Here is a 19530-nt window from a genome sequence, read left to right on the forward strand (position 1 = left end):
ACAGTCCAAGCCGGCGCTGGCGAGCCTAATCACCCTTGGGCTCCTCCCCCCGGGGCCTGGGTCGCTGGGGGCTCTGGCGCCGGGCCGCCGTGCGCGGCTTGCGGTGGTACGCAGGATCGGGGTTGCGCTCCTGCAGCTGGCGCACCGCTTCGAGCGTGAGGCCAGCGAGGCCGCCGAAGGCGCAGAAGATCACGAAAAAGATCACATAGGTGCGCGGACTCACCTGGGCCGGGGTGTTGGACACCACGGTCTTCAACATCAGGGCCACGGCGGCCCCCAGGGCGCCGCCGATCAAAGCGGCCAGCAGTACCTGGCGCCCGCGCAGGGGGGCCGGGGACGCCATCAGAAGGCCTCGCCGCCCGCGTCAACGATCACCGCAAGGTCGTCATCGGCAGGGGGGATCTCCGGGCGCACCCATTGCTTCATCACCACGTAGAACACCGGCACCACCAGCAGCGAAAGCACGGTGGCCACCAGCAACCCGCCGAACACCACCGTGCCCAGGGCCGACTGACTCCGCGCCCCCGCGCCGCTCGCCAGAACCAGGGGCAAAAAGCCGAACAGCGAAGAGATCGCCGTCATCAGGATCGGCCGCACGCGGGACAGCGCCGCCTCCCGGGCCGCCTCCAGGGCCGTGGCCCCGGCCAGCATTCTCTGGTTGGCGAGATCGACGATCAGGATGCCGTTCTTGGCCGCCAGACCGATCAACATCACCAGACCCACCTGGGCGTAGATGTTGAGGTCGTAGCCGCGCAACCCAAGGAACACCAAGGCGCCGAGCATCGCGGTGGGCACCGTCATCAGAATGATCAGTGGATCGCTGTAGCTCTCGTACTGGGCGGCCAGCACCAGGTACACCACCAGGATCCCCAGGGCGAAGATCACCACCGCGAGGGCACCGGCCTTCACCTCCTCGCGGGAGATGCCGGTCCAGTCGAAGCCGATGCCGTTGACACCCAGCTTCTTGAAGGTGTCTTGCATGCCGATGATCGCCTGGCCCGAGCTTCTGCCTGGCGCCGCCGAACCCTCCACCTTGATCGAGCGGTAGAGGTTGAAGTGCGGGATCACCGCCGGGCCGGTGATCGGCTCGATCGTGAAGAACTCAGCCAGGGGGATGGTGGCGCCTGAGCTGTTGCGCACGAACACCGCACTGAGCCGCTCAGGGGTGGAGCGGAAGCTTTCATTCGCCTGCACATACACCCGACGCACCTTGCCTTCCTGGAAGGTGTCGTTGATGTAGGCGCCACCGAAGTTGAAACTGAACGCCTGCATCGCCTGGCCGTAGTCCACACCCGCCGCGGCCATGCGGTCGCGATCCACCTTGATCGCCAGTTGGGGCGATTCGGGGCTGAACTGGGTGAACACCCGATCGAACAGCGGCGACCCTCCCACCAGATTCTGGCGGGCGGTGTTGATCAGGTTGTTGGCGGCGCCAAAGAACGCGGGCAGGTTGAGGGCGCCACCACTGCGATCAAGCAACTGGAACTCAAAGCCGCCCGAGGCGCCGTAGCCGGGGATCGCCGGCGGTTCGACCACGAACACTCGCGCCCCCTGGATCTGGGCCAGCTTCGGGCCCAGCCGTCCCACGATCGCCGGAACGGACTGCTCATCGCCCGGACGGTCGTCCCAGTTCTTGGTGCCGAAGAAAAACAGGCCGCGGTTGGGGGCGTTGCCATCGAGGCTGGCGCCACTGAAGATCGCCGCCGAACTGATGTCCTTCTCGCCGCGCAGAATTTCGGCCACCTGGCGGTTGATGCGCCGGGTGGTCTCTTCAGAGCTGCCATCGGGGGCCTGCACGAAGCCGATCGCATAGCCCTGATCCTCCACCGGCACAAATCCTGAGGGGATGGCGTTGAAGGCCACCGCCGTGAGCACCACGCCGCCCACCAGCAGGGCCATCACCAGCTTGCGGCGCCCCAGCACCCAGCCCAGGGCACCTTCATAGCGGCGCTCAAAGCCGCCATAGAGGTGGTTGAAGCGATCGAAGATCTGCGGGGTGAACCAGCCCAGGGCGGCGCCGATGCCAGCGAACAGAAGCACCACCAATGGGGCGGTGAGGCCAGCCGAAAGCAGGCCGTAGATCACGCCGATCACCGCACCGGCGATGGCGTAGGTGCGGCGACTGGGGGGTGGACTCTCCCGAGCCAGGAGCAGAGCCGAGAGCATCGGCGAGAAGGTGAGCGCGTTGAAGGTGGAGATCGCCACCGAGAAGATGATCGTGGCGGCGAACTGCTTGTAGATCGTGCCGGTGGCGCCGGGAAAGAACAGCACCGGCAGAAACACCGCGAACAGCACCAGGGAAGTGGCGATCACCGCCCCGAACAGGTCATCCATGGTTGCCTTGGCGGCCGCCACGGCACTGAGGCCCTGGGATTTCTTCGTGGAGGTGTCCTCAATCACGGTGATGGCGTCATCCACCACCAGGCCCGTGGCCAGCACCAACCCGAACAGCGTGAGCTGGTTGAGCGAAAAGCCGAAGGCCTTGGCGAAGGCGAAGGTGCCCACCAGGGCCACGGGGATGGCGATGCCCGGCACCAGGGTGGCCTTCCAGTCCTGCAGAAACAGAAACAGAATCAGCACCACCAGCAGCACCGCATCGCGCAGGGAACCCGTCACACCCTCGATCGAGGCGTTGATGAAGTCAGTGGAGTCGTAAATCTTCTCCAGACGAAGCCCGGGCGGCATCGTGGCCTTGAAGTCGGCCAGCACGCCTTCCACGCCATCGGATACCTCCAGGGCATTGCTGCCACTGAGCTGATAGATCGCCAGGCCCACCGAAGGCACGCCGCGCAGGTCGGTGGCGGAGACGTCATAGCTCTCACCGCCCAGCTCCACTCGGCCCACGTCCCGCAGGCGGATCAGACCACCGTCGGGGGCGGTGCGCAGGATCATGGCTTCAAATTCGTCGAGCTTCACCAGGCGGCCCTGGAGCTGCACCGAGAAGGTGAACACCTGGCCCTGGGGCGAAGGGGCGCCGCCGACGCGGCCTGCGGGCACCAACCGGTTCTGACTGTTGAGGGCCGCCACCACATCGCTGGAGGTGAGCTGGTTGGCCGCCAGTTTGCCTGGATCCAGCCAGAGCCGGATCGAAAGCTTGCGGTTGCCGAAGTAAGCCAGGCTGCCCACCCCCTTCACCCGCCGGATCGCATCGGTGAGGTTCTGATCCAGCAGGCCGCTGATCGTCTCGGTGCTGTAGGGGTTGGCGGGATCTTCGCTGACGACGTTGTAGACGAGCAGGATCGAGGTGGAGGCCTGGTTCACCACCACCCCCGACTGGCGCACCTCCGTGGGCAGCTGGGGCTGGGCCAGGGCCACCCGGTTCTGCACGTTCACCTGGTTGATGGCGCCGTCGGTGCCGCTGGCGAAGGAGATCGCGATCGCACTGGTGCCATCGGCGGCACTGCTGGAGGTGATGAACTCCATGTCCTCCACCCCGTTGATCTGCTGCTCCAGCACGGTGGTGACGCCCTCCTCGACACTGAGGGCATCAGCGCCGTTGTAGAAGGCGGTCACCTTGATGGTGGGCGGCGCGATGTCGGGCAGGTTCTCGATCGGCAGCAGCGGAATCGCGATCAAACCGGCGAACACGATCAGCAGGCTGCACACCACGGTGAGCACCGGCCGGACGATGAAGTTGTTGGAGGGAGACATCGTTTACAGGCCGCTCAATTCGCTGCCACCGGCACCCCGTGGCGCAGGTTGAGCAGGTTGGAGGTGATCACCCGCTGGCCGGCCGTGAGGCCGCGTTGCACGGGGAAGCGGTTGTTCTGCACCACCCCGAGGCTCACCGGGACCTGCAGGGCAAACGTGGTGCCCGGCGGCAGGCGGCGGGCGGCCTCCAGCACCGGCGCCGGCGGCTTGGTGGCCTCCAGCTCGGCGAGGCTGCCGGGGCTGAACACGAAGCTCTGGCCGGAGGTCTGGATCACAGCCTCAAACGGCACCGAGAGTTGATCTTGCTCATCGAGCACCAGCCGGGTGCGCACCCGCAGCCCGTTGCGCAGGGCCCCAGTGGGGTTGGCGAAGGCCGCTTTCACCAGCAGCGACTGGCTGCCCGCATTCACGGTCGGATCGATCGAATCGACGCGGCCATTGGCCAAGGTGCGGCCCGTGAGCGGGTCCTTGAGCACCACCAGCTGGCCCGGCCGCACCCGGCTCGAGAGCGCTGCCGGCACGTCGACCCGCGCCATCAACTCGGCGTTGCTCACCACCTTGGTGAGCTCCTGACCGGTGGCGATCACATCGCCGGCCTTCACCTTGAGGTCACTGATCACACCGGCGATCGGAGCGCGCAGATCGCGGAAGGCCAGGTCGGCCTCCCGGGAAATCACCGCCTGGCGCGAGGAGAGGTAGGCGGCGCGCAGTTCATCGCGCTGCAGGACGCTGGCGGCCCCCTGGCGGGCGAGGAACTCGAAGCGCTGGTAGTTGAGCTTGTCTTTTTCCAGCTGGGCCCGCAGGCTGGCCACCGAGGCCTCCACCTGCACCTGGTCCAGCACCAGCAATTGCTGGCCTGCCTTGACGCGGTCGCCCTGGCTCACATTCAGGCGCAGGATGCGGCCACCGGCCTGGGCGGCGAGCTGCACGAGCTTGTCGGATTCGAGCGTGCTGATCGTGTCGACGCCCTCACTGAAGCGTGCGGAGGCGGCTACGGCGGTGGCCACCGGCAGAATTCTCGGCTTGGCCGCTTCCGGTTCCTGGCAGCCCACCAGAGTGATCAACAGGCTTGCGGCGCCCAGACCAAGCACGAAACGGCGCGACACGACCAGCCTCAAACCTCGTCAGAGTCTGCCGCTCTGCCTACCCTTTGCAACGGGCCGCACCCTCCCCTGACGTGGAGTTCCCTGGAGTGATCGCGATGGGGGATTCGGTTTGAGCGGCACGGCCGACCATGACCTGTTTGCCCACCAGGAGGCCCACAACCGGGCCAAGGTGGCGCCCCTGGCCGACCGCCTGCGCCCACGCACGCTCGAGGATTTCGCCGGCCAGGAGGAGATCCTTGGGCCCGGACGCCTCCTGCGCCGGGCGATCACCGCCGATCGGGTGGGCAACCTCATCCTTCACGGCCCCCCCGGGGTCGGCAAAACCACCCTCGCCCGGATCATCGCCGGCAGCACCCGGGCCCACTTCAGCAGCCTCAACGCCGTGCTGGCGGGGGTCAAGGATCTGCGCGCCGAGGTGGAGGCCGCCCGCGACCGGCTGGGGAAGCACGGCCTGCGCACCCTGCTGTTCATCGATGAGGTGCACCGCTTCAACAGCGCCCAGCAGGACGCCCTGCTGCCCTGGGTGGAGAACGGCACGGTGACCCTGATTGGTGCCACCACCGAAAACCCCTTCTTCGAGGTGAACAAGGCGCTGGTGAGCCGATCGCGCCTGTTCCGGCTGCAGCCGCTGGAAACCCGCCACCTTCGCCAGCTGCTGGAGCGCGCCCTGACCGACCGCGAGCGCGGCTATGGCGATCGGCGGGTGGAACTGAGCCCCGAGGCGGCCGATCACCTGTTGGATGTGGCCGGCGGAGATGCCCGCAGCCTGCTCAATGCCCTGGAGCTGGCGGTGGAGACCACCGAGCCCGCGGCCGATGGCGTGATTCGCATCGACCTGGCGATCACCGAGCAGTCGATCCAGCAGCGGGCGGTGCTCTACGACAAGCAAGGGGACGCCCACTTCGACACGATCAGCGCCTTCATCAAGTCGTTGCGGGGCTCCGATCCCGACGCCGCCCTGTTCTGGCTGGCGCGGATGGTGGAGGCGGGTGAGAACCCGCGCTTCATCTTCCGGCGCATGCTGATCTCTGCCGGAGAAGACATCGGCCTGGCCGATCCCCAGGCGGTGGTGGTGGTGGAGGCCTGTGCCGCCGCCTTCGAGCGCGTGGGCCTGCCGGAGGGGCTGTACCCCCTGGCCCAGGCGGCTCTGTATCTGGCCGGCACCGAGAAGAGCAACAGCCTGCTGGGCTTCTTTGATGCCCTCAAGAGCGTGCGCGCCGCCAACCGCCAGGAGGTGCCCTCCCACCTGCGTGATGCCAGCCGTGACGGCCAGGCCTTCGGTGACGGGGTGGGCTACCGCTACCCCCACGCCTACGCCGAGCACTGGGTGGCCCAGCAATACCTGCCCGGTGCCCTGCAGGGGGAGGTGTTCTGGCAGCCGGGGCGGACGGGCTGGGAAGGCGAACAGCGCCAGAGGTTGCAGCAACGGCGCGCGGCCCAGCTGGCGGCGGCAGCCGAGACGGCAGCGGAAGGGGACGCCTGCGCCCCCCTCAGCAGCGGGCCCGAGGACCCTGCCCTCGAGCGTTGGCTCAGGCGGCAGCTGGGGGCAGAAGGTGAACGGCTCGATCAGCTCCGGCAGCGGCTCTGGCAGGACGCCCGCTGGAAACGCCACGGCCGCACCCTGATCCTGGAGGCCCACTCGCTGCTCTGGGCCCTCGACCCCCTGGAGGCCACGCCGGAGGGGGGGGTGGTGCTGCAGGTGAGCGAGGCCGGCGACCTGGAGCGCCTGGGGGCCCAGCTGGAGATGCTCGACAGCCTGCGTCGGCCCCAACTGCTGCTGGCCCCCTTTGGTGAACCGGAGGCGTTGGAGCGGCAGCTTGAACCTGGGCTGCGCTTCGAAACGATCGCCGCCCGCCACCCCTGGCGGGGCGCCAGCCCCGAACTGATCGACGCCTGGTTGGGGGCGCTGGAGCGCCTTGCCAGCCCCGGGGCGGAGCTGCGGCTGCTGTTTTCTCAGCCGCGCCTGGGGCCCGCCGGCGCCTTGCTGGAGCTGCCGGGCTCAGGGAACCACACCCCCCTGCAGAACGTGCTGGAGCAGGTGGTGGCGCTTGAAGGTTCCTGGTTGCAGGCCAGTCCCGATCCAGAGGCCCTGGGGGCCGAGCTGGTGCGGCGGGGTTGGTCCCTGGAGCCGCGGATCTGGAATGAGCCGCTGAGCCTGGAGCTCAACGACGGGATGATCGAGCGCTGGTTCGCTCCCCAGGCCCCCTACCGCCAACGGCTCGAGCAGGCGCTCGGCGCCGCCGCTTGTGAAAACCAGCACCAGGCCTTCCTCAACCAGCGGGGCCGGGCGCTGCCCCAGCGACTCGAACACCAGCTGCTGATCGCCCGCAGACCAAAGCAGCCATGAAAAAAGCCCCGGCCAAGCCGGGGCAGGGAGCCAAAGGTCCAGGGCTCACCAGAGACCGCGGATGGCCTCGGGAGCCGGAGCGGGAGCAGCCATCATGGGCTCGGGGCGGGTGACGACGGCCGCAACCACCTGGTTGGCCTGGATGCAAGCCGGCAGGAAGACGTACCAGCTGAGCAGCGAGGTGCACTGGGCCTCACCCACGCACTTGCCTTCGGCGCAGACGTTCTGCTTGCCGTCGTAGGTGTTGCAGGTGTCAGCCAGGCGGTAGTCGACTGGCAGGGCGGCCATGATGCCAGCCGAGGAGATCGAACCATCCACGGCGTCGGCGATGATCGCGCTGCGCAGGGATTCCACCGCGTAGGTGGACTGGGACCAGTAGGGGAAATAGCTGCGGGAAGCGTTCTTGAGGAACTTCACGCCGGCGGGTGAGTAGAGAAAGTCGGAGACACCGACCAGATCAACGCTGTAGGGCTTGGCCAGACCGGTGCGCAGTTCACTGGCACTCCAGCCGGAGCGGGAGATGCCCGAGGCGAGACCGCGGTCGGTGACGTCACCGGTGCTGATGAAGGTCTTGAAGGCCTCGAAGTTGGTGGACCACACCGCACCACCGGAGTTCCAGCGCACGGGGAGATCATTGTCGACGGCCGCGGAGGCGGGCAGGGCCAGGGCGGTGAAGGTGGCTCCGATCATCAGACCGGTGGCAAGGCGCTTGAGCACGGAGGTTGCAGCGAATACATCCGAATTCACCCTAGAGGTTGGAGTAACACTTGCCAACAACTTCGCAAGCCCTTTTGCTGACTTCATAACAACCATTCGAACCATTGACCAACAGCCCCTGTGGGTTGACAGGTTGTTGCAAAAAACTGCGTCGCATCGATCCCAGCGGGCCGCGACGCGTTCAGCCTGGCCGCTTCTGCCGTGCCGGCGCCGGCAATTCGATCCAGCCTTCCGGACACTTCAGCCGTCCCTCGCGCAGGGGGAAGGCTCCTGGTGTCCCCTGGCCGCGACAACTCACGGATTTGGGCACGTTGTCCACGGCCTCCACACGGCCGACGTAGCGCTCACTTCCCCCATCGGCGGTGAGCCACAGCTCGATGCGCTCGGGCCCGGCGATCACCCGGGCCACCATGTCATCGGGGGGCTCCAGAGCGATCACGTCGAGATCGGGGGAAAAGCCGCCCCACACGAATCGGGTGATCTCGCCGCCCACGAACTGAGCGAGGCTGGCGGCGGCGCGCTCACGCGAGTCCTGGAGAGCCTCCTGGTTCTCCAGTTCGGCCAGCATCCGGGCGGTGCCGATGCCGGTGCGGCTGGTGAGCGGCGGTTGCAGCGAGAGCCCCAGCAAACCGGCCAGCCCCAGCAGCCCCAGAGCGGCGATCACAGAGAGACGAAAGGCGATCGCCATCGCGGGCCGGGTGGCTGGGCGGACCCTAACCCCAGTCGGCCGACTCCAGCCCCTCCCCCACGGCGGCGCACAACCAGCCCTGACGCTGCTCGCAGCGGCAGGGGGGGGCGGCCGATCCGCGCAGGTCCAGCAGCGTTCGGAGGCGGTGGTCCCAGCACCAGTGACGCAGGTCGGCCGCCAGGCTGCCGCCGCTCCATTTGATCGCCGCCTCCTTGTGCACCCAGCTCTCCAGCACAGCGCGGCGCAGCTGCGCCGGCTCGAGCGCTTCGAGCTGGCGCCGCTCCTGGAGCGGGAAGAACCGCGCGGCCAGGGCAGCGGCCTGCAAGCGGCGCTGCCCGTCTTCCAGATCCACTCCGATGGGCCGGGGGGACCAGCCGATCAACAGCCGATCACCGCTGTGGGCCAGGCTGATCGAGCCCCAGCCCGGCGCCAGGAGGGTGGCCGCCCCCGGCGGGCTGTGGAGTGGGACCGCCAGTGGCTCGCAACCCAGGTGCTGCGAGAGCTGCTGGCGCAGCAGGGCACGGCTGGCGCCGTAGCGCCCGCCCACGCCGGCGGGCAGCCGCGCGCACCAGTCCCGTTCCTGGAGGGAGAGCTGAGCGCTGGGATCTGGACCGCCGCGGAAGCTCCGCAGCCAGAGTCTCGGTCGCAGATTCAAGGCCCCCCCTAGGCTCCCCAGGATGTTGCGCGCGCCTGCGATGGTCCTCCAGATCGGCGATCCCGCCCCCGACTTCACCCTGCCCGACCAGAACGGCCAGCCGGTGAGCCTCGCGTCATTCAAGGGCCAGCGGGTGGTGATCTACTTCTATCCCAAGGACGACACCCCGGGCTGCACCAAGGAGGCCTGCAACTTCCGCGACCAGTGGTCAGTTCTCAAAAAGCACGGCATCGCCGTGCTGGGCATCAGCAAGGACTCCGCCGCCAGCCATACCAAGTTCATCGCCAAATACGAGCTCCCCTTCACCCTGCTCAGTGAGTCGGAGCCCTTCCCGGTGGCGACCGCCTACGAAAGCTACGGGCTGAAGAAATTCATGGGCAAGGAATTTTTGGGGGTGTTTCGCCACACCTTCGTGGTCGCCCCCGATGGCAGCCTCGAAAAGATCTACCGCAAGGTCAAGGCGGAAACCCAGGCCGATGAGATCCTCGCGGACCTGGCCCTGAGCTGAGCGCCACCAGGGCTTCCAGGACCAAATCGGGATCGTGGCGCACGGGCAGGGATGACGAAGCCAGCCACGGCAGCAAAGTGGGGCCATCGCCGCCGGTGAGCCAGAGGGCGGTGGGCTCCCCGGCGGCGGAGAGCTCCTGGCAGGCCGCCAGGAGCGCCGCCGCCAACCCGCGGCCCACGCCGCTGACCATGGCGGCGGCGGTGGCGACAGGCCAGGGCTCAGCACCCAACTCCGAGGGTTCCGGCGCCAGGGCTTCGATCGCAACAGCCGGCAGGGCAGCCGTGCCCGCGGCCAGGGCCCGAAGCTGCAGGCCGAAACCGGCCATCAGCCGTCCACCCCTGAACTGACCGCCTCCATCCACGCGGGTGAGGCTGAGGGCGGTGCCCGCATCGGCCACCAGCACTGAAGCGCCCGGATCGAGCGCCTGCTCCCGTCGCCAGGCCCCCCAGCCCGCCAGGGCCCGGTCGATCCCCAGCCAGGGGGGGATTCCAGCCAGGGGAATCTGCTCCAAGCCGAACCGAAGTGGTTCAGGCAGGTTCCAGGCCGGATCCACGGCGCCCACGGCGACCCAGGCCACCAGATCGGTGGTGAGGGGGCCGCTGGTCAGGGGGCCGTGATCGCCAACGCCAGGGGAGGGCTGGTGCCAGTGACGCAGCACCAAACCCACCGATGGCGACGTCCCACTGGCCTCACCCTCAAGAGACTCAGCCCAGTGCCAGCGGCTGTTGCCGATCAGCAACCAGCGGCGGCGCTCGATCGCCACCTCAGATGCCGTCGCCCATCACCCCAGGCAGGTGGATGCCGCACTCCTGCTTGAGGCCACCGAAACGGGTGGCACGCCCTTCTCCACTGCCGTCGCCGCTGCCGTCGTCAGGGGCGCTGGAGTGCCAGTCCCCCACGGTGCTGTAGCCGGCCTCGAACAAAGGGTGCTGGGGCAGGTCGTGCTCCTGCATGTAATAGAAGACATCGCGGTTGGTCCACTCCAACAGGGGCCTCAGCGACCAGCGCTCGCGCACGGGATCGAGGTGCGCCATGGCCATGCGGTGGTCGGTCTGGCCGCCACGCACGCCACTGGCCCAGCAGCGCAGGCGCAGCTCCCGCAGGGCCCGATCCAGCGGTTCCACCTTGCGGATCTGGTGGTAGAGGGTGAGGTCGTCGACGCTGCCGTTCTCCCATAGGCGGCCGTGCAGGGCTTCCATGCGAGCCGGGCTCAGGGGTGACTGCAGCACCTGAAGGTTCAAGGGAAGCAGGCGGCAGAGGGTGTCGGCGTAGCGGTAGGTGGCTTCCGGCAGGTAGCCGGTGTCGACCCAGAGCACCGGGATGCTCTCGCTCAGGCGGCTCAGCATGTGCAGCAGCACCGCCGACTGGATACCGAAGCTGGTGGTGAGGGCGAAGCCGTCACCAAAGGTCTCGTAGCCCCAGCGCAACCGGGCCGGAGGGTCAGCCGCCTCCAACGTCGCGCGGGCGCGGATCAGATCAATTGGCTGACCGCGAAGATCAGTTGGCAGCTTGGGCCCTGCGAGCGTGGTCATCGCACCATTGTCTCCCTTGAAGAGGCCCAGGCGGCCGTCGCCCGCCCAGGGCGGATCGTGCTGGTTAGGGTTCGAGTCTGATGGGGAGATCCGGTGGCGGCCAACGATGCCCTGGTGGTGATCGCCGGTGGCGGCTTCGGGGGGCTTTACACCTCCCTGGCCCTGGCCGATCGCAGGCCGCACCCGCCGATCCTGCTGATCGAGCCCAATGAGCGGTTCCTCTTCCTGCCCCTGCTCTACGAGCTGCTGAGCGGCGAACTGCGCAGCTGGGAGATCGCCCCCCGCTACGACTCCCTGCTGGCGGGCCGCGGGGTGGCCTGGCTCCGTGACCGCGTGGTGCGTGTCGATGCCGAACGCCACTGCCTGCAAACGGCCCAGGGGCGCGAGCTGGCCTATGGCCGGCTGGTGCTGGCCACCGGCGCTCGCCCGGAGAGCTTCGGAGTGCCCGGCGTCAGCGAGCATGCCCTGGGCTTCCGCAGCCTGGCGGATGTGGAGCGGCTCCAGGCCCTGGTGGAGCGGCTGCGCCTCGAGCGGCGGCCCCTGCAGCGGCTGGCGGTGATCGGTGGCGGCCCCACAGGCGTGGAGCTGGCCTGCAAGCTGGCCGATCTGCTCGGCGATGCGGCCGTGATCGAACTGATCGAGCAGGGAGGCGAGTTGCTGGCCTCCGGCCGCTCCTTCAACCGCGAGCAGGCCCTGGCCGCCCTCCAGCGCAAAGACGTGCGCCTGCGCACCCGCACGCGGGTGCTGGCGATTGAAACGGGCGCCGTGCAGCTCAGCCACCAGGCCGGCGACCATGAGGGGGCCGTTCTGGAGACCCTGCGGGTCGATGGGGTGATCTGGGCCGCCGGCAGCTCAGCCTCCCTGCCCGAGCTGCAACCCATTCCGCCCCTGGGCCTCGGCGGCCGCCTGACCTGCGGCACTGACCTGAGCGTGGTCGGGCTGACGGACGTCTTCGCCCTCGGGGACGGGGCCCTGGTGCACGACGACGACGAACGGCCCCTGCCGGCCACCGCCCAGGTGGCCTTCCAACAGGCGGAGCTGCTGGCCCGCAACCTGCTCCACTCGTTCGCAGGTGAGCCCCTGGAGCCCTTCCACTGGAACGATCTGGGGGAAATGGTCAGCCTCGGTGTGGGCAACGCCAGCCTCACGGGCCTGGGGTTCACCCTGGCGGGCCCGACCGCCTTCCGCCTGCGCCAGATCGCCTATCTGGCGCGCCTGCCGGGCCTGCCCCACCAGCTGAAGGTGGCGGCGGGCTGGCTCTCGGATCTGAGCCGCTGATGGCCCCGTCGGCCGCGATCGAATCGGCCCCGATGGGGCCCGTCAGGGGCTTGCTGTTCGATGCCATGGGCACCCTGATCGGCCTGCGGGCCTCCGTGGGCACCACCTACGCCGCCGCGGCCGCAGGCCATGGGCTGGAGCTGGAGGCCGCCGCCATCGACCAGGTCTTCGGCGCCGTGCTGCGCCAGGCTCCTCCGCTGGCTTTTTCGGGCCTGGAGGGCCCTGAGCTGCTGGCGGCGGAGCGGCGCTGGTGGGGGGAGCGCATCGATGAAACGGTGCAGGCGGCGGGTGGCAGCCCTGCCCCGGAGGCCCTGCGCCACGAGTTGTTCGAGCGCTATGCCGACCCTTCCCTGTGGCGGGTCTACCCCGGAGTGGCCGAGCACCTCCAGCGCTGGAGAGAGCAAGGCCTGGCCCTGGCGGTGGTCAGCAATTTCGATTCGCGCCTGATCGCTCTGCTGGAGGGTCTGGCTCTGGCGCCCTGGTTCACGGCGGTGGTGGTGTCCAGCGCCGCCGGGGCCGCCAAACCCGATCCGCTTCCCTTCCAGCGCGCCCTTGAGGCCCTGGAGCTCGAACCGCAGCAGGTCTGGCACATCGGCGACAGCCCCGAAGATGAAGCAGGCGCCCGCGCCGCAGGCCTGCGCTGCCTCTTGATTCGCCACCCATGAAGCAGGCCGTTCTGCTGGGGCGCACGGCGGGATTACGCCCCTCCGTGCAGCGGCGCCTGGAGCGGCTCTCCCAGCGCCGCCACCCCGAAGGCGGCGGCGCCGACCTGCTCACCCTCCAGCGGCTGGCGGCGGAAAGCCGGGAGCTGGAACTGCCCCTGAGCCTGGTGGTGGACGGCCGCGGCCTGGGCCGCCTGCTCTGGGTGGGGCCCCTGGAGCAGTCGGGGCGCCTGCTGGAGCGGCTGCCCGGCTCCCAACGGCGCCAGGGCACGGACCTGCGCCTGTTCACCTGCGTGGGCCGCAGCCGTCAGCTGGAGCCCCAGGCGAGCGAAGCGACCGTGGGGCTCGACCTCCATCCACTGTTCTGGCTGCGCTTCTCCGACCACGCCGAAGCGGGGGGCCGCTGGCCGGCGGCGGACTTCGCCCCCGGTGGCAGCGCCGGCCAGCCCTGGCAGCCCCTGGCCAGTGGCGAGCTGGCCGAGCTCTGCGAGCCCGGGGCCCTGGGGGCCAAGGAGCCGGAGGCCCCCGAACCAAGCCGGCGCATCGAGGGACCGGAGCGGGTGTTGCTGCTGGCCCTGACCCCCGGTGATCCGCTGCAGGCCCAGCGGGACGTGGCCGAACTGGAGGGGCTGGTGCGCAGCGCCGGCGGGGAACCCGTGGGGCTCGTGCAGCAACGCCGCCAACAGGTTTCCCCCCAGACGGTGTGGGGGGAGGGCAAGGTGCAGGAGGCGGCCCTGGAGGCCCGCCGGGTGGGGGCCACCCTGGTGGTCACTGACCGTGAACTGAGCCCCGGGCAGGCCCGCAACCTGGAGCGGTTGCTGGATCTGCCGGTGAGCGACCGCAGCGAGCTGATCCTCGATATTTTTGCCCAGCGCGCCTCCAGCAGCGCCGGACGCCTGCAGGTGGAACTGGCCCAGCTGCGCTACCGCCTGCCGCGGCTGAGCGGGCGGGGCCTGAGCCTCTCGCGCCAGGGGGGGGGCATCGGCACCCGGGGCCCGGGCGAAACCCAGCTGGAAAAAGATCGCCGCACCATCGCCAGCCGCGTCGACCGACTGCAGAAGGAGGTGAAACAACTGGGGGAGCACCGCTCACGGCTGCGTCAGGGCCGCCGCGGCCAGCGGCGCCTTGCGCTGGTGGGCTACACCAATGCCGGCAAATCCTCGCTGCTCAATGCCCTCACCAAGCCGGTGGCGGGGCAGGAGGCCCTGGCGGAAAACAAGCTGTTTGCCACCCTCGATCCCACCACCCGCCGGCTGGACCAGCCCAATCCAGCCGGAGGTCCCCCCAGCAGCGTGTTGCTCACCGACACGGTGGGCTTCATCCGCGACCTGCCGCCGCCGCTGGTGGAGGCCTTTCGCTCCACCCTCGAGGAAACCCTGGAGGCCGACCAGCTGCTGATCGTGGTGGATCTCTCCGATCCGGCCTGGGTGAATCAGTTGATCACAGTGGAAGCGATTCTCGATGGCCTCGGCAGCACGGCCCCCCGGCGGCTGGTGGGCAACCAGATTGATCGCTGCCCGGCTGAGGCCCTGGAGCAGGCACGCCTACGCGATCCCCAGGCCCTGTTCGTCTCCGCCACCGCCGGCCTGGGACTGGAGAGGCTGCGGGATTGGCTGTTCGATCCCGGTGGGGCTGTTCGATCCTGATCAGTTGATCGATCCTGAGCCTGCTCTGTAACCAGGGGCACCTCGGCGGGCAGCCCAGTGGGCCATGGGCGCTATCTGTTATGTCAGCATCGTCCGGTTGAGCGCGAACGCCTCCATGACACTGCTCCTCGGGGATACCGTTCCCGATTTCACCCAGGATTCCCAACTGGGTCCGATCAACCTTTACGACTTCGCTGAAGGCAGCTGGGTGGTGCTGTTCTCCCACCCCGCCGACTACACCCCGGTCTGCACCACCGAACTCGGTGAAGTGGCCAAGCTGCGCCCCGAGTGGGAGAAGCGCAACGTCAAGACCCTGGCCCTGAGCGTCGACTCGGCGGAAAGCCACAAGGGCTGGATCCCCGACATCAATGAGACCCAGCACACCACGGTCGACTACCCGATCCTGGCCGATGGCGACAAGAAGGTCAGCGACCTCTACGGCCTGATCCACCCCAACGCCCTCAACAACCTGACGGTGCGCTCGGTGTTCGTCATCGACCCCAACAAGAAGCTGCGCCTGCAGATCACCTACCCCGCCAGCACGGGCCGCAACTTCGATGAGATCCTGCGGGTGATCGATTCCCTGCAGCTCACCGATCACCACTCCGTGGCCACCCCGGTAAACTGGAAGGACGGCGAAGACTGTGTGGTGGTGCCCTCGATCTCCACCGAGGACGCCAAGGTCAAGTTCACCAAGGGCGTCACCGAGGTCAAGCCCTACCTGCGCTTCACCCCCCAGCCCAACAAATAAGTCCCCTCACCGGTCAGACTTCCAGCTCCCCGCAGCCCAGGCCAGCGGGGAGTTTTTTTGTCCGCCTGCTCCCGGTGCCCCTCCGCCCCGATCCGCCTGAACCATGGCTTGCCGCTCTGGTGCGCTGGCGCCGGCAGCTCACGGTGCCCCAGTTCACGGCGGTCACGGGCGCGGTGGTGATCGGTGGCGGCAGCCTGCTGCTGGCTACACCGCTGTGCTCCAGCGACAGCGTCGGCCTCTGGGAAGCCCTGTTCACCGCCACCTCGGCCGTCACCGTGACCGGCCTCTCGATCATTGATGTGGGCAGCGAGCTCACCTTTGCCGGCCAGCTGGTGCTGGCTGCGCTGATCCTCACCGGCGGCCTCGGCCTGATGGCGATCACCTCGTTCCTCCAGGGCCTGCTGCAGCGGCGGGTCGACCTGCAGCGGCGCCTTGACCGGGGCCGGGCCCTCGATGAGTTCGGAGTCGGGGGCATCGGCGACACCTTCCACCGAATCCTGATCACCGCCACCGCCTTGATGGGCCTGGGCACCGCCGTGCTCTATGTCTTCGGTTTCAGCGACATCCCCAACCGCGGAGAGCGGCTCTGGGCGGCCCTGTTTCACGCCATCAGCGCCTACAACAACGCCGGCTTCGGGCTCTGGAGCGACAGCCTGGTGCGCTACCGCAGCCACCCGGTGGTGAACCTGGTGATCGCCCTGCTCATCGTGATGGGGGGCATCGGCTGGCGGGTCACCCAAGACCTGTGGAGCAAGCGCCGGCGTCTGCGCAGGCTGCGGCAGCTCAGCCTGCACTCCACCCTGGTGATCCAGTGCACCGTGGGCCTGATCCTGCTGGGGGCCGTGGGCCTGCTGGCCACCGAGCACTTCGCCACCGACGGGGTGGTGGCGCCCCTGGGCTGGTGGGAGAAAGTTCAGGTGGTGCTGTTCCAGTCGGTGACCACCCGCACGGCCGGCTTCAACACCATCCCGCTCTCGATCAACACCCTCTCCGACGCCGGCCTATTGCTGATGATCAGCCTGATGTTCATCGGGGCCAGCCCCGGCGGCACCGGCGGCGGCATCAAGACCACCACCTTCGCCGCCCTGCTGGCCGCCACCCGCTCCACCCTGCAAGGGAACACCGCGGTGGTCATCCATGACCGCCAAATCCCGGACAAAACGGTGCTGCGGGCGGTAGGGGTGACCCTGGCCTCGGTGCTGTTCGTGATCGGCATGACCCTGCTGCTCGGTCTCGGTCGAACGGCCGGCGGAGACTCCACCACCCTGCAGTTCACCTTTCTAGAGAAACTGTTCACCTGTGTGTCGGCCTTCGCCACCGTGGGACTCGACCTGGGGGTGACGGCCCAGCTCAACCGCTGGGGCCAGTTGGTGCTGATCGTGGGGATGTATGTGGGTCGGCTGGGCATCCTGCTGGTGCTTTCGGCCCTGTTCAAGGGCGGCCCCCAGAATCGGGTCGGCTATCCCCGCGAAGATCTGTATGTCTAAGAGCAGCCAACCGTGAACCAGAACGAGCCATGAGCGGTTGGTGGCAATGGGCTGGCAGCGATGCCCCCTTGGAAAACAGCTTCGCGGTGATCGGCGTTGGTCGTTTTGGCAGCGCCGTCTGCAAGGAACTGGCGGCGGCCGGGGCCCCGGTGCTGGCGATCGACATGAACCAGCGGGCCATCGACGAGCTTCGTCAGCTCGATCCGGCGATCGAAGCCCGGGTGGTGGATTGCACCGACGAGGAAGCCCTCCGGGCCGCCGGCCTGTTCGAATTGAGCACCGTGGTGGTGGCGATCAGCGAACCGATCGAGGTCAGCATCACGGCCACCTTGATTGCCAAGGACAGCGCCGACAGCCGCGTCAACCAGGTGATCGCGCGGGCCAGCAGCGATCTGCACGAAAAGATGCTGCTGCGGGTCGGCGCCGACAAGGTGGTCTTCCCCTCGCGCATGCAGGGAGCTCGGCTGGGCCGTGAGCTGATCCGCCCGAACCTGCTGGAGCGCCTGCGCCTCGACGACACCAACAGCATCGAGGAGATCCGGGTGCCCAAGGCCTTCATTGGGCGCTCCCTGCGGGAGATCAACCTGCGCAAGAGCTACGGGGTCAGCGTGCTGGCGGCGGGGCGCGCCGAGAGGCTGCTGGTCAATCCCCCCGCCTCCTTGACCCTCAATGAAGGCGAGTTGCTGGTGGTGATGGGGCCCACCGAGGCGCTCGAATCCTTGCCCTCGAGCTGAACCGATGCGAGTGCTTGGCCTGATGAGCGGCACCAGCGCCGACGGGGTGGACGCGGTGCTGGCCCGCTTCGAGGGGTCGCCGGCTCGGCCCCGCTGGCGCCTGCTCCAACACAGCTTCCAGCCCTATCCGGCCGCGCTGCGCCGGGCGCTGGTGGCGGCCGGCCAGGGGGTTCCCCTCTCAGCCGCGGACGTGCTGGAACTGGCCGAAGCGGTCAGCGAAGCCCAGGCCGCCTGCGCCCGGGCCTGCGATCCCGAGGGTCGGGCGGAGCTGGTGGGCTGTCACGGCCAGACCCTCTGGCACCGGCCACCGGCTGGCGGGCGGCGGGGTGCCAGCTGGCAACTGCTCCAGGGTCCCCTGCTGGCGGAGCTGCTGGGACGGCCGGTGGTGTTCGACTTCCGCGCCCAGGATCTGGCCCTGGGCGGTGAAGGGGCGCCGCTGGTGCCGGCCGCCGACGCGGCCCTGTTGCCGGCGATCGGCGGCTGGCGGGCCGTGCTCAACCTGGGGGGCATCGCCAACCTCACCCTGCTGCCCCCGGCCAGGGGCCCAGACCGCCACCAGAAAGTGCGGGGCTGGGACTGCGGACCAGCCAACACCCTGCTGGATCTGGCGGTGGAGCGATTCAGCAGCGGCACGTTGCCCTACGACGAGGACGGCCGCTGGGCCGCCCGCGGGCGGGTGAACGAGGACCTGATCGCGTGCTGGCTGAAGGAGCCCTATTTCCTCCAGGCCCCACCGAAATCCACGGGGCGGGAACTGTTCGGCGCCCCCGACCTGGAGCGCCGCCTGGCCGAACTGGCCAGCGCAGGCGGCCGTGACCCTGCTGACTCCAGCAATCCTGCCGGCTCCTGCGATCCTGCCGATGCCCTCGCCAGCCTCACCGCCTTCACCGCCGCCGTGGTGGCCGCCGATCTGCAACGGGGCGTCACCCCGCTGGAGCTGCTGGTGGCCGGCGGCGGCGCCCGCAATCGCACCCTGATGGGGGAGTTGCGCCGGCGTTGCCCGGGCACCCAGGTGCGGCCGTTGGCGGAGCTGGGAATCGGTGACAGCCAGCGGGAGGCCCTGGGCTTCGCCCTGCTCGCCTGGTGGCACCAGAAGGGATGTCCTGGGTCGCTGCCCTCGGTCACCGGCGCCTCCCAGGCGGCGGTGCTGGGGGTGCGGGCCGATCCCCAGGGGAAGGCCGGCCGGTAAGGCCGATCAGCGCTCCGGGGAGGGGCCCGGCCGCTGCAGCCGCAGCCGCCTGGGCACCCCGCGCAGGCGGCTGGGGCGCTCCAGGCTGCGTTCTTCCAGGGCTTCGCGGAAGGCGTCGGTGTTCAGGCGGTCGGTGGCCTGGCGGATGGTGCTCCTGCCGCGCTCAGGGGCGCTCTGGCGACCAGGGGTTTCCCGATGGATCCGCTCGAGACCCTGCTGGATCAGCACCTTGGCCATGTTGCTGACCGTGCGCGACTCCGCTTCGGCCACGGCGCTGAGTTGGGCGCAGAGCTCCTCCGGCAGGACCACCTGAATCCTCGGTGACTTGGGCTTGCCGCTGGTGGAGGTCTGACGGGTGGCCACGGGGAGCGGGAAACAGATCAGGCCTGAACGGATCCCCAGGGATCCAGCTCGATACCAACAAGTGTACAGAGATGCACAAGGATACTATCCGTGATTATGCTTGTAAGAACCGGACTCTCCCCATCCGGCAACCCTGATCCGGCACCGGTCGGGGGTTCACTGCCGCCTTCCATGGCCCGTCCGCCTGCCAACCCGATACCCCTCAGCAAGGCCCTG

At 68.7% G+C, this 19530-nt stretch carries 18 protein-coding genes; 9 read left to right on the forward strand and 9 right to left on the reverse strand.

What is annotated here, in order from left to right; genetic code table 11:
* Window positions 1–25: 25 nt before the first annotated feature.
* Genes KBZ13_RS13100 through KBZ13_RS13110 form a run of 3 tightly spaced genes read right to left on the reverse strand, consistent with a single transcriptional unit; the run spans window position 26 to window position 4757 of the window.
* Window positions 26–343, reverse strand: a complete 318-nt coding sequence (locus KBZ13_RS13100) for a hypothetical protein (protein WP_255009808.1) — start codon at window positions 341–343, stop codon at window positions 26–28.
* Window positions 343–3651 (reverse strand): efflux RND transporter permease subunit, encoded by a 3309-nt coding sequence (locus tag KBZ13_RS13105; RefSeq protein ID WP_255009810.1) that lies wholly within the window; start codon window positions 3649–3651, stop codon window positions 343–345. Before KBZ13_RS13105 ends, KBZ13_RS13100 begins: the two co-directional genes overlap by 1 nt.
* A 14-nt stretch (window positions 3652–3665) precedes the next feature.
* Window positions 3666–4757, reverse strand: a complete 1092-nt coding sequence (locus KBZ13_RS13110; protein WP_255009812.1) for an efflux RND transporter periplasmic adaptor subunit — start codon at window positions 4755–4757, stop codon at window positions 3666–3668.
* Window positions 4758–4866: 109 nt separating this feature from the next.
* Between KBZ13_RS13110 and KBZ13_RS13115 the strand changes: the two genes are divergently transcribed.
* Window positions 4867–7104, forward strand: coding sequence for an AAA family ATPase (locus tag KBZ13_RS13115; protein ID WP_255009813.1), 2238 nt, complete (start codon window positions 4867–4869; stop codon window positions 7102–7104).
* 45 nt (window positions 7105–7149) lie between these two features.
* On the opposite strand, the gene KBZ13_RS13120 is transcribed toward KBZ13_RS13115, so the two are convergent.
* From KBZ13_RS13120 to KBZ13_RS13130, 3 genes are all read right to left on the reverse strand, one after another.
* Window positions 7150–7821, reverse strand: a complete 672-nt coding sequence (locus KBZ13_RS13120; protein ID WP_255009815.1) for an alpha/beta hydrolase — start codon at window positions 7819–7821, stop codon at window positions 7150–7152.
* A gap of 181 nt (window positions 7822–8002) precedes the next feature.
* Window positions 8003–8509 carry a hypothetical protein gene (locus KBZ13_RS13125; protein ID WP_255009817.1) on the reverse strand — a complete coding sequence of 169 codons (507 nt, stop codon included), beginning with the start codon at window positions 8507–8509 and terminating at the stop codon, window positions 8003–8005.
* A 25-nt stretch (window positions 8510–8534) separates the two neighbouring features.
* Entirely contained in the window at window positions 8535–9164 is a 630-nt protein-coding gene (locus KBZ13_RS13130) for a 4'-phosphopantetheinyl transferase family protein (protein ID WP_255009819.1), read from the reverse strand.
* Window positions 9165–9204: 40 nt separating this feature from the next.
* On the opposite strand from KBZ13_RS13130, the gene bcp reads away from it, so the two are divergent.
* Window positions 9205–9672, forward strand: a complete 468-nt coding sequence (bcp, locus tag KBZ13_RS13135; protein ID WP_255009884.1) for a thioredoxin-dependent thiol peroxidase — start codon at window positions 9205–9207, stop codon at window positions 9670–9672.
* Here bcp and KBZ13_RS13140 read toward each other — a convergent pair.
* Window positions 9620–10435, reverse strand: coding sequence for a type III pantothenate kinase (locus KBZ13_RS13140; protein ID WP_255009821.1), 816 nt, complete (start codon window positions 10433–10435; stop codon window positions 9620–9622). The genes bcp and KBZ13_RS13140 overlap by 53 nt on opposite strands.
* 1 nt (window position 10436) lies before the next feature.
* Window positions 10437–11204 carry a phosphoadenylyl-sulfate reductase gene (locus KBZ13_RS13145; protein WP_255009823.1) on the reverse strand — a complete coding sequence of 256 codons (768 nt, stop codon included), beginning with the start codon at window positions 11202–11204 and terminating at the stop codon, window positions 10437–10439.
* A 93-nt stretch (window positions 11205–11297) separates the two neighbouring features.
* Between KBZ13_RS13145 and KBZ13_RS13150 the strand changes: the two genes are divergently transcribed.
* The 7 genes from KBZ13_RS13150 (at window position 11298) to KBZ13_RS13180 (ending at window position 18951) form a co-directional block, all read left to right on the forward strand.
* Window positions 11298–12482 carry an NAD(P)/FAD-dependent oxidoreductase gene (locus KBZ13_RS13150; protein ID WP_255009824.1) on the forward strand — a complete coding sequence of 395 codons (1185 nt, stop codon included), beginning with the start codon at window positions 11298–11300 and terminating at the stop codon, window positions 12480–12482.
* The gene (locus KBZ13_RS13155; RefSeq protein WP_255009826.1) at window positions 12482–13147 is read left to right on the forward strand and encodes an HAD-IA family hydrolase; all 666 of its coding nucleotides are present in this window, start codon (window positions 12482–12484) and stop codon (window positions 13145–13147) included. The genes KBZ13_RS13150 and KBZ13_RS13155 overlap by 1 nt, the downstream gene beginning before the upstream one ends.
* A complete protein-coding gene (gene hflX, locus KBZ13_RS13160) occupies window positions 13144–14790 on the forward strand; it encodes a GTPase HflX (RefSeq protein WP_255009827.1) in 1647 nt (548 codons plus the stop codon). Before KBZ13_RS13155 ends, hflX begins: the two co-directional genes overlap by 4 nt.
* 115 nt (window positions 14791–14905) lie before the next feature.
* Complete coding sequence (locus KBZ13_RS13165) at window positions 14906–15541, forward strand: peroxiredoxin (RefSeq protein ID WP_255009829.1); 636 nt, start codon at window positions 14906–14908, stop codon at window positions 15539–15541.
* Between the two features lie 74 nt (window positions 15542–15615).
* Complete coding sequence (locus KBZ13_RS13170) at window positions 15616–17028, forward strand: TrkH family potassium uptake protein (protein WP_409995660.1); 1413 nt, start codon at window positions 15616–15618, stop codon at window positions 17026–17028.
* A 29-nt stretch (window positions 17029–17057) separates the two neighbouring features.
* Complete coding sequence (locus tag KBZ13_RS13175) at window positions 17058–17762, forward strand: potassium channel family protein (RefSeq protein ID WP_255009838.1); 705 nt, start codon at window positions 17058–17060, stop codon at window positions 17760–17762.
* Window positions 17763–17766: 4 nt separating this feature from the next.
* Entirely contained in the window at window positions 17767–18951 is a 1185-nt protein-coding gene (locus KBZ13_RS13180; RefSeq protein WP_255009840.1) for an anhydro-N-acetylmuramic acid kinase, read from the forward strand.
* Between the two features lie 6 nt (window positions 18952–18957).
* Here the strand turns inward: KBZ13_RS13180 and KBZ13_RS13185 are convergent, their stop codons facing one another.
* Entirely contained in the window at window positions 18958–19314 is a 357-nt protein-coding gene (locus tag KBZ13_RS13185) for a ribbon-helix-helix domain-containing protein (RefSeq protein ID WP_255009842.1), read from the reverse strand.
* Window positions 19315–19530: the final 216 nt, after the last annotated feature.

The sequence above is a fragment of the Cyanobium sp. ATX 6F1 genome (assembly GCF_024346315.1).
GTDB lineage: Bacteria > Cyanobacteriota > Cyanobacteriia > PCC-6307 > Cyanobiaceae > ATX-6F1.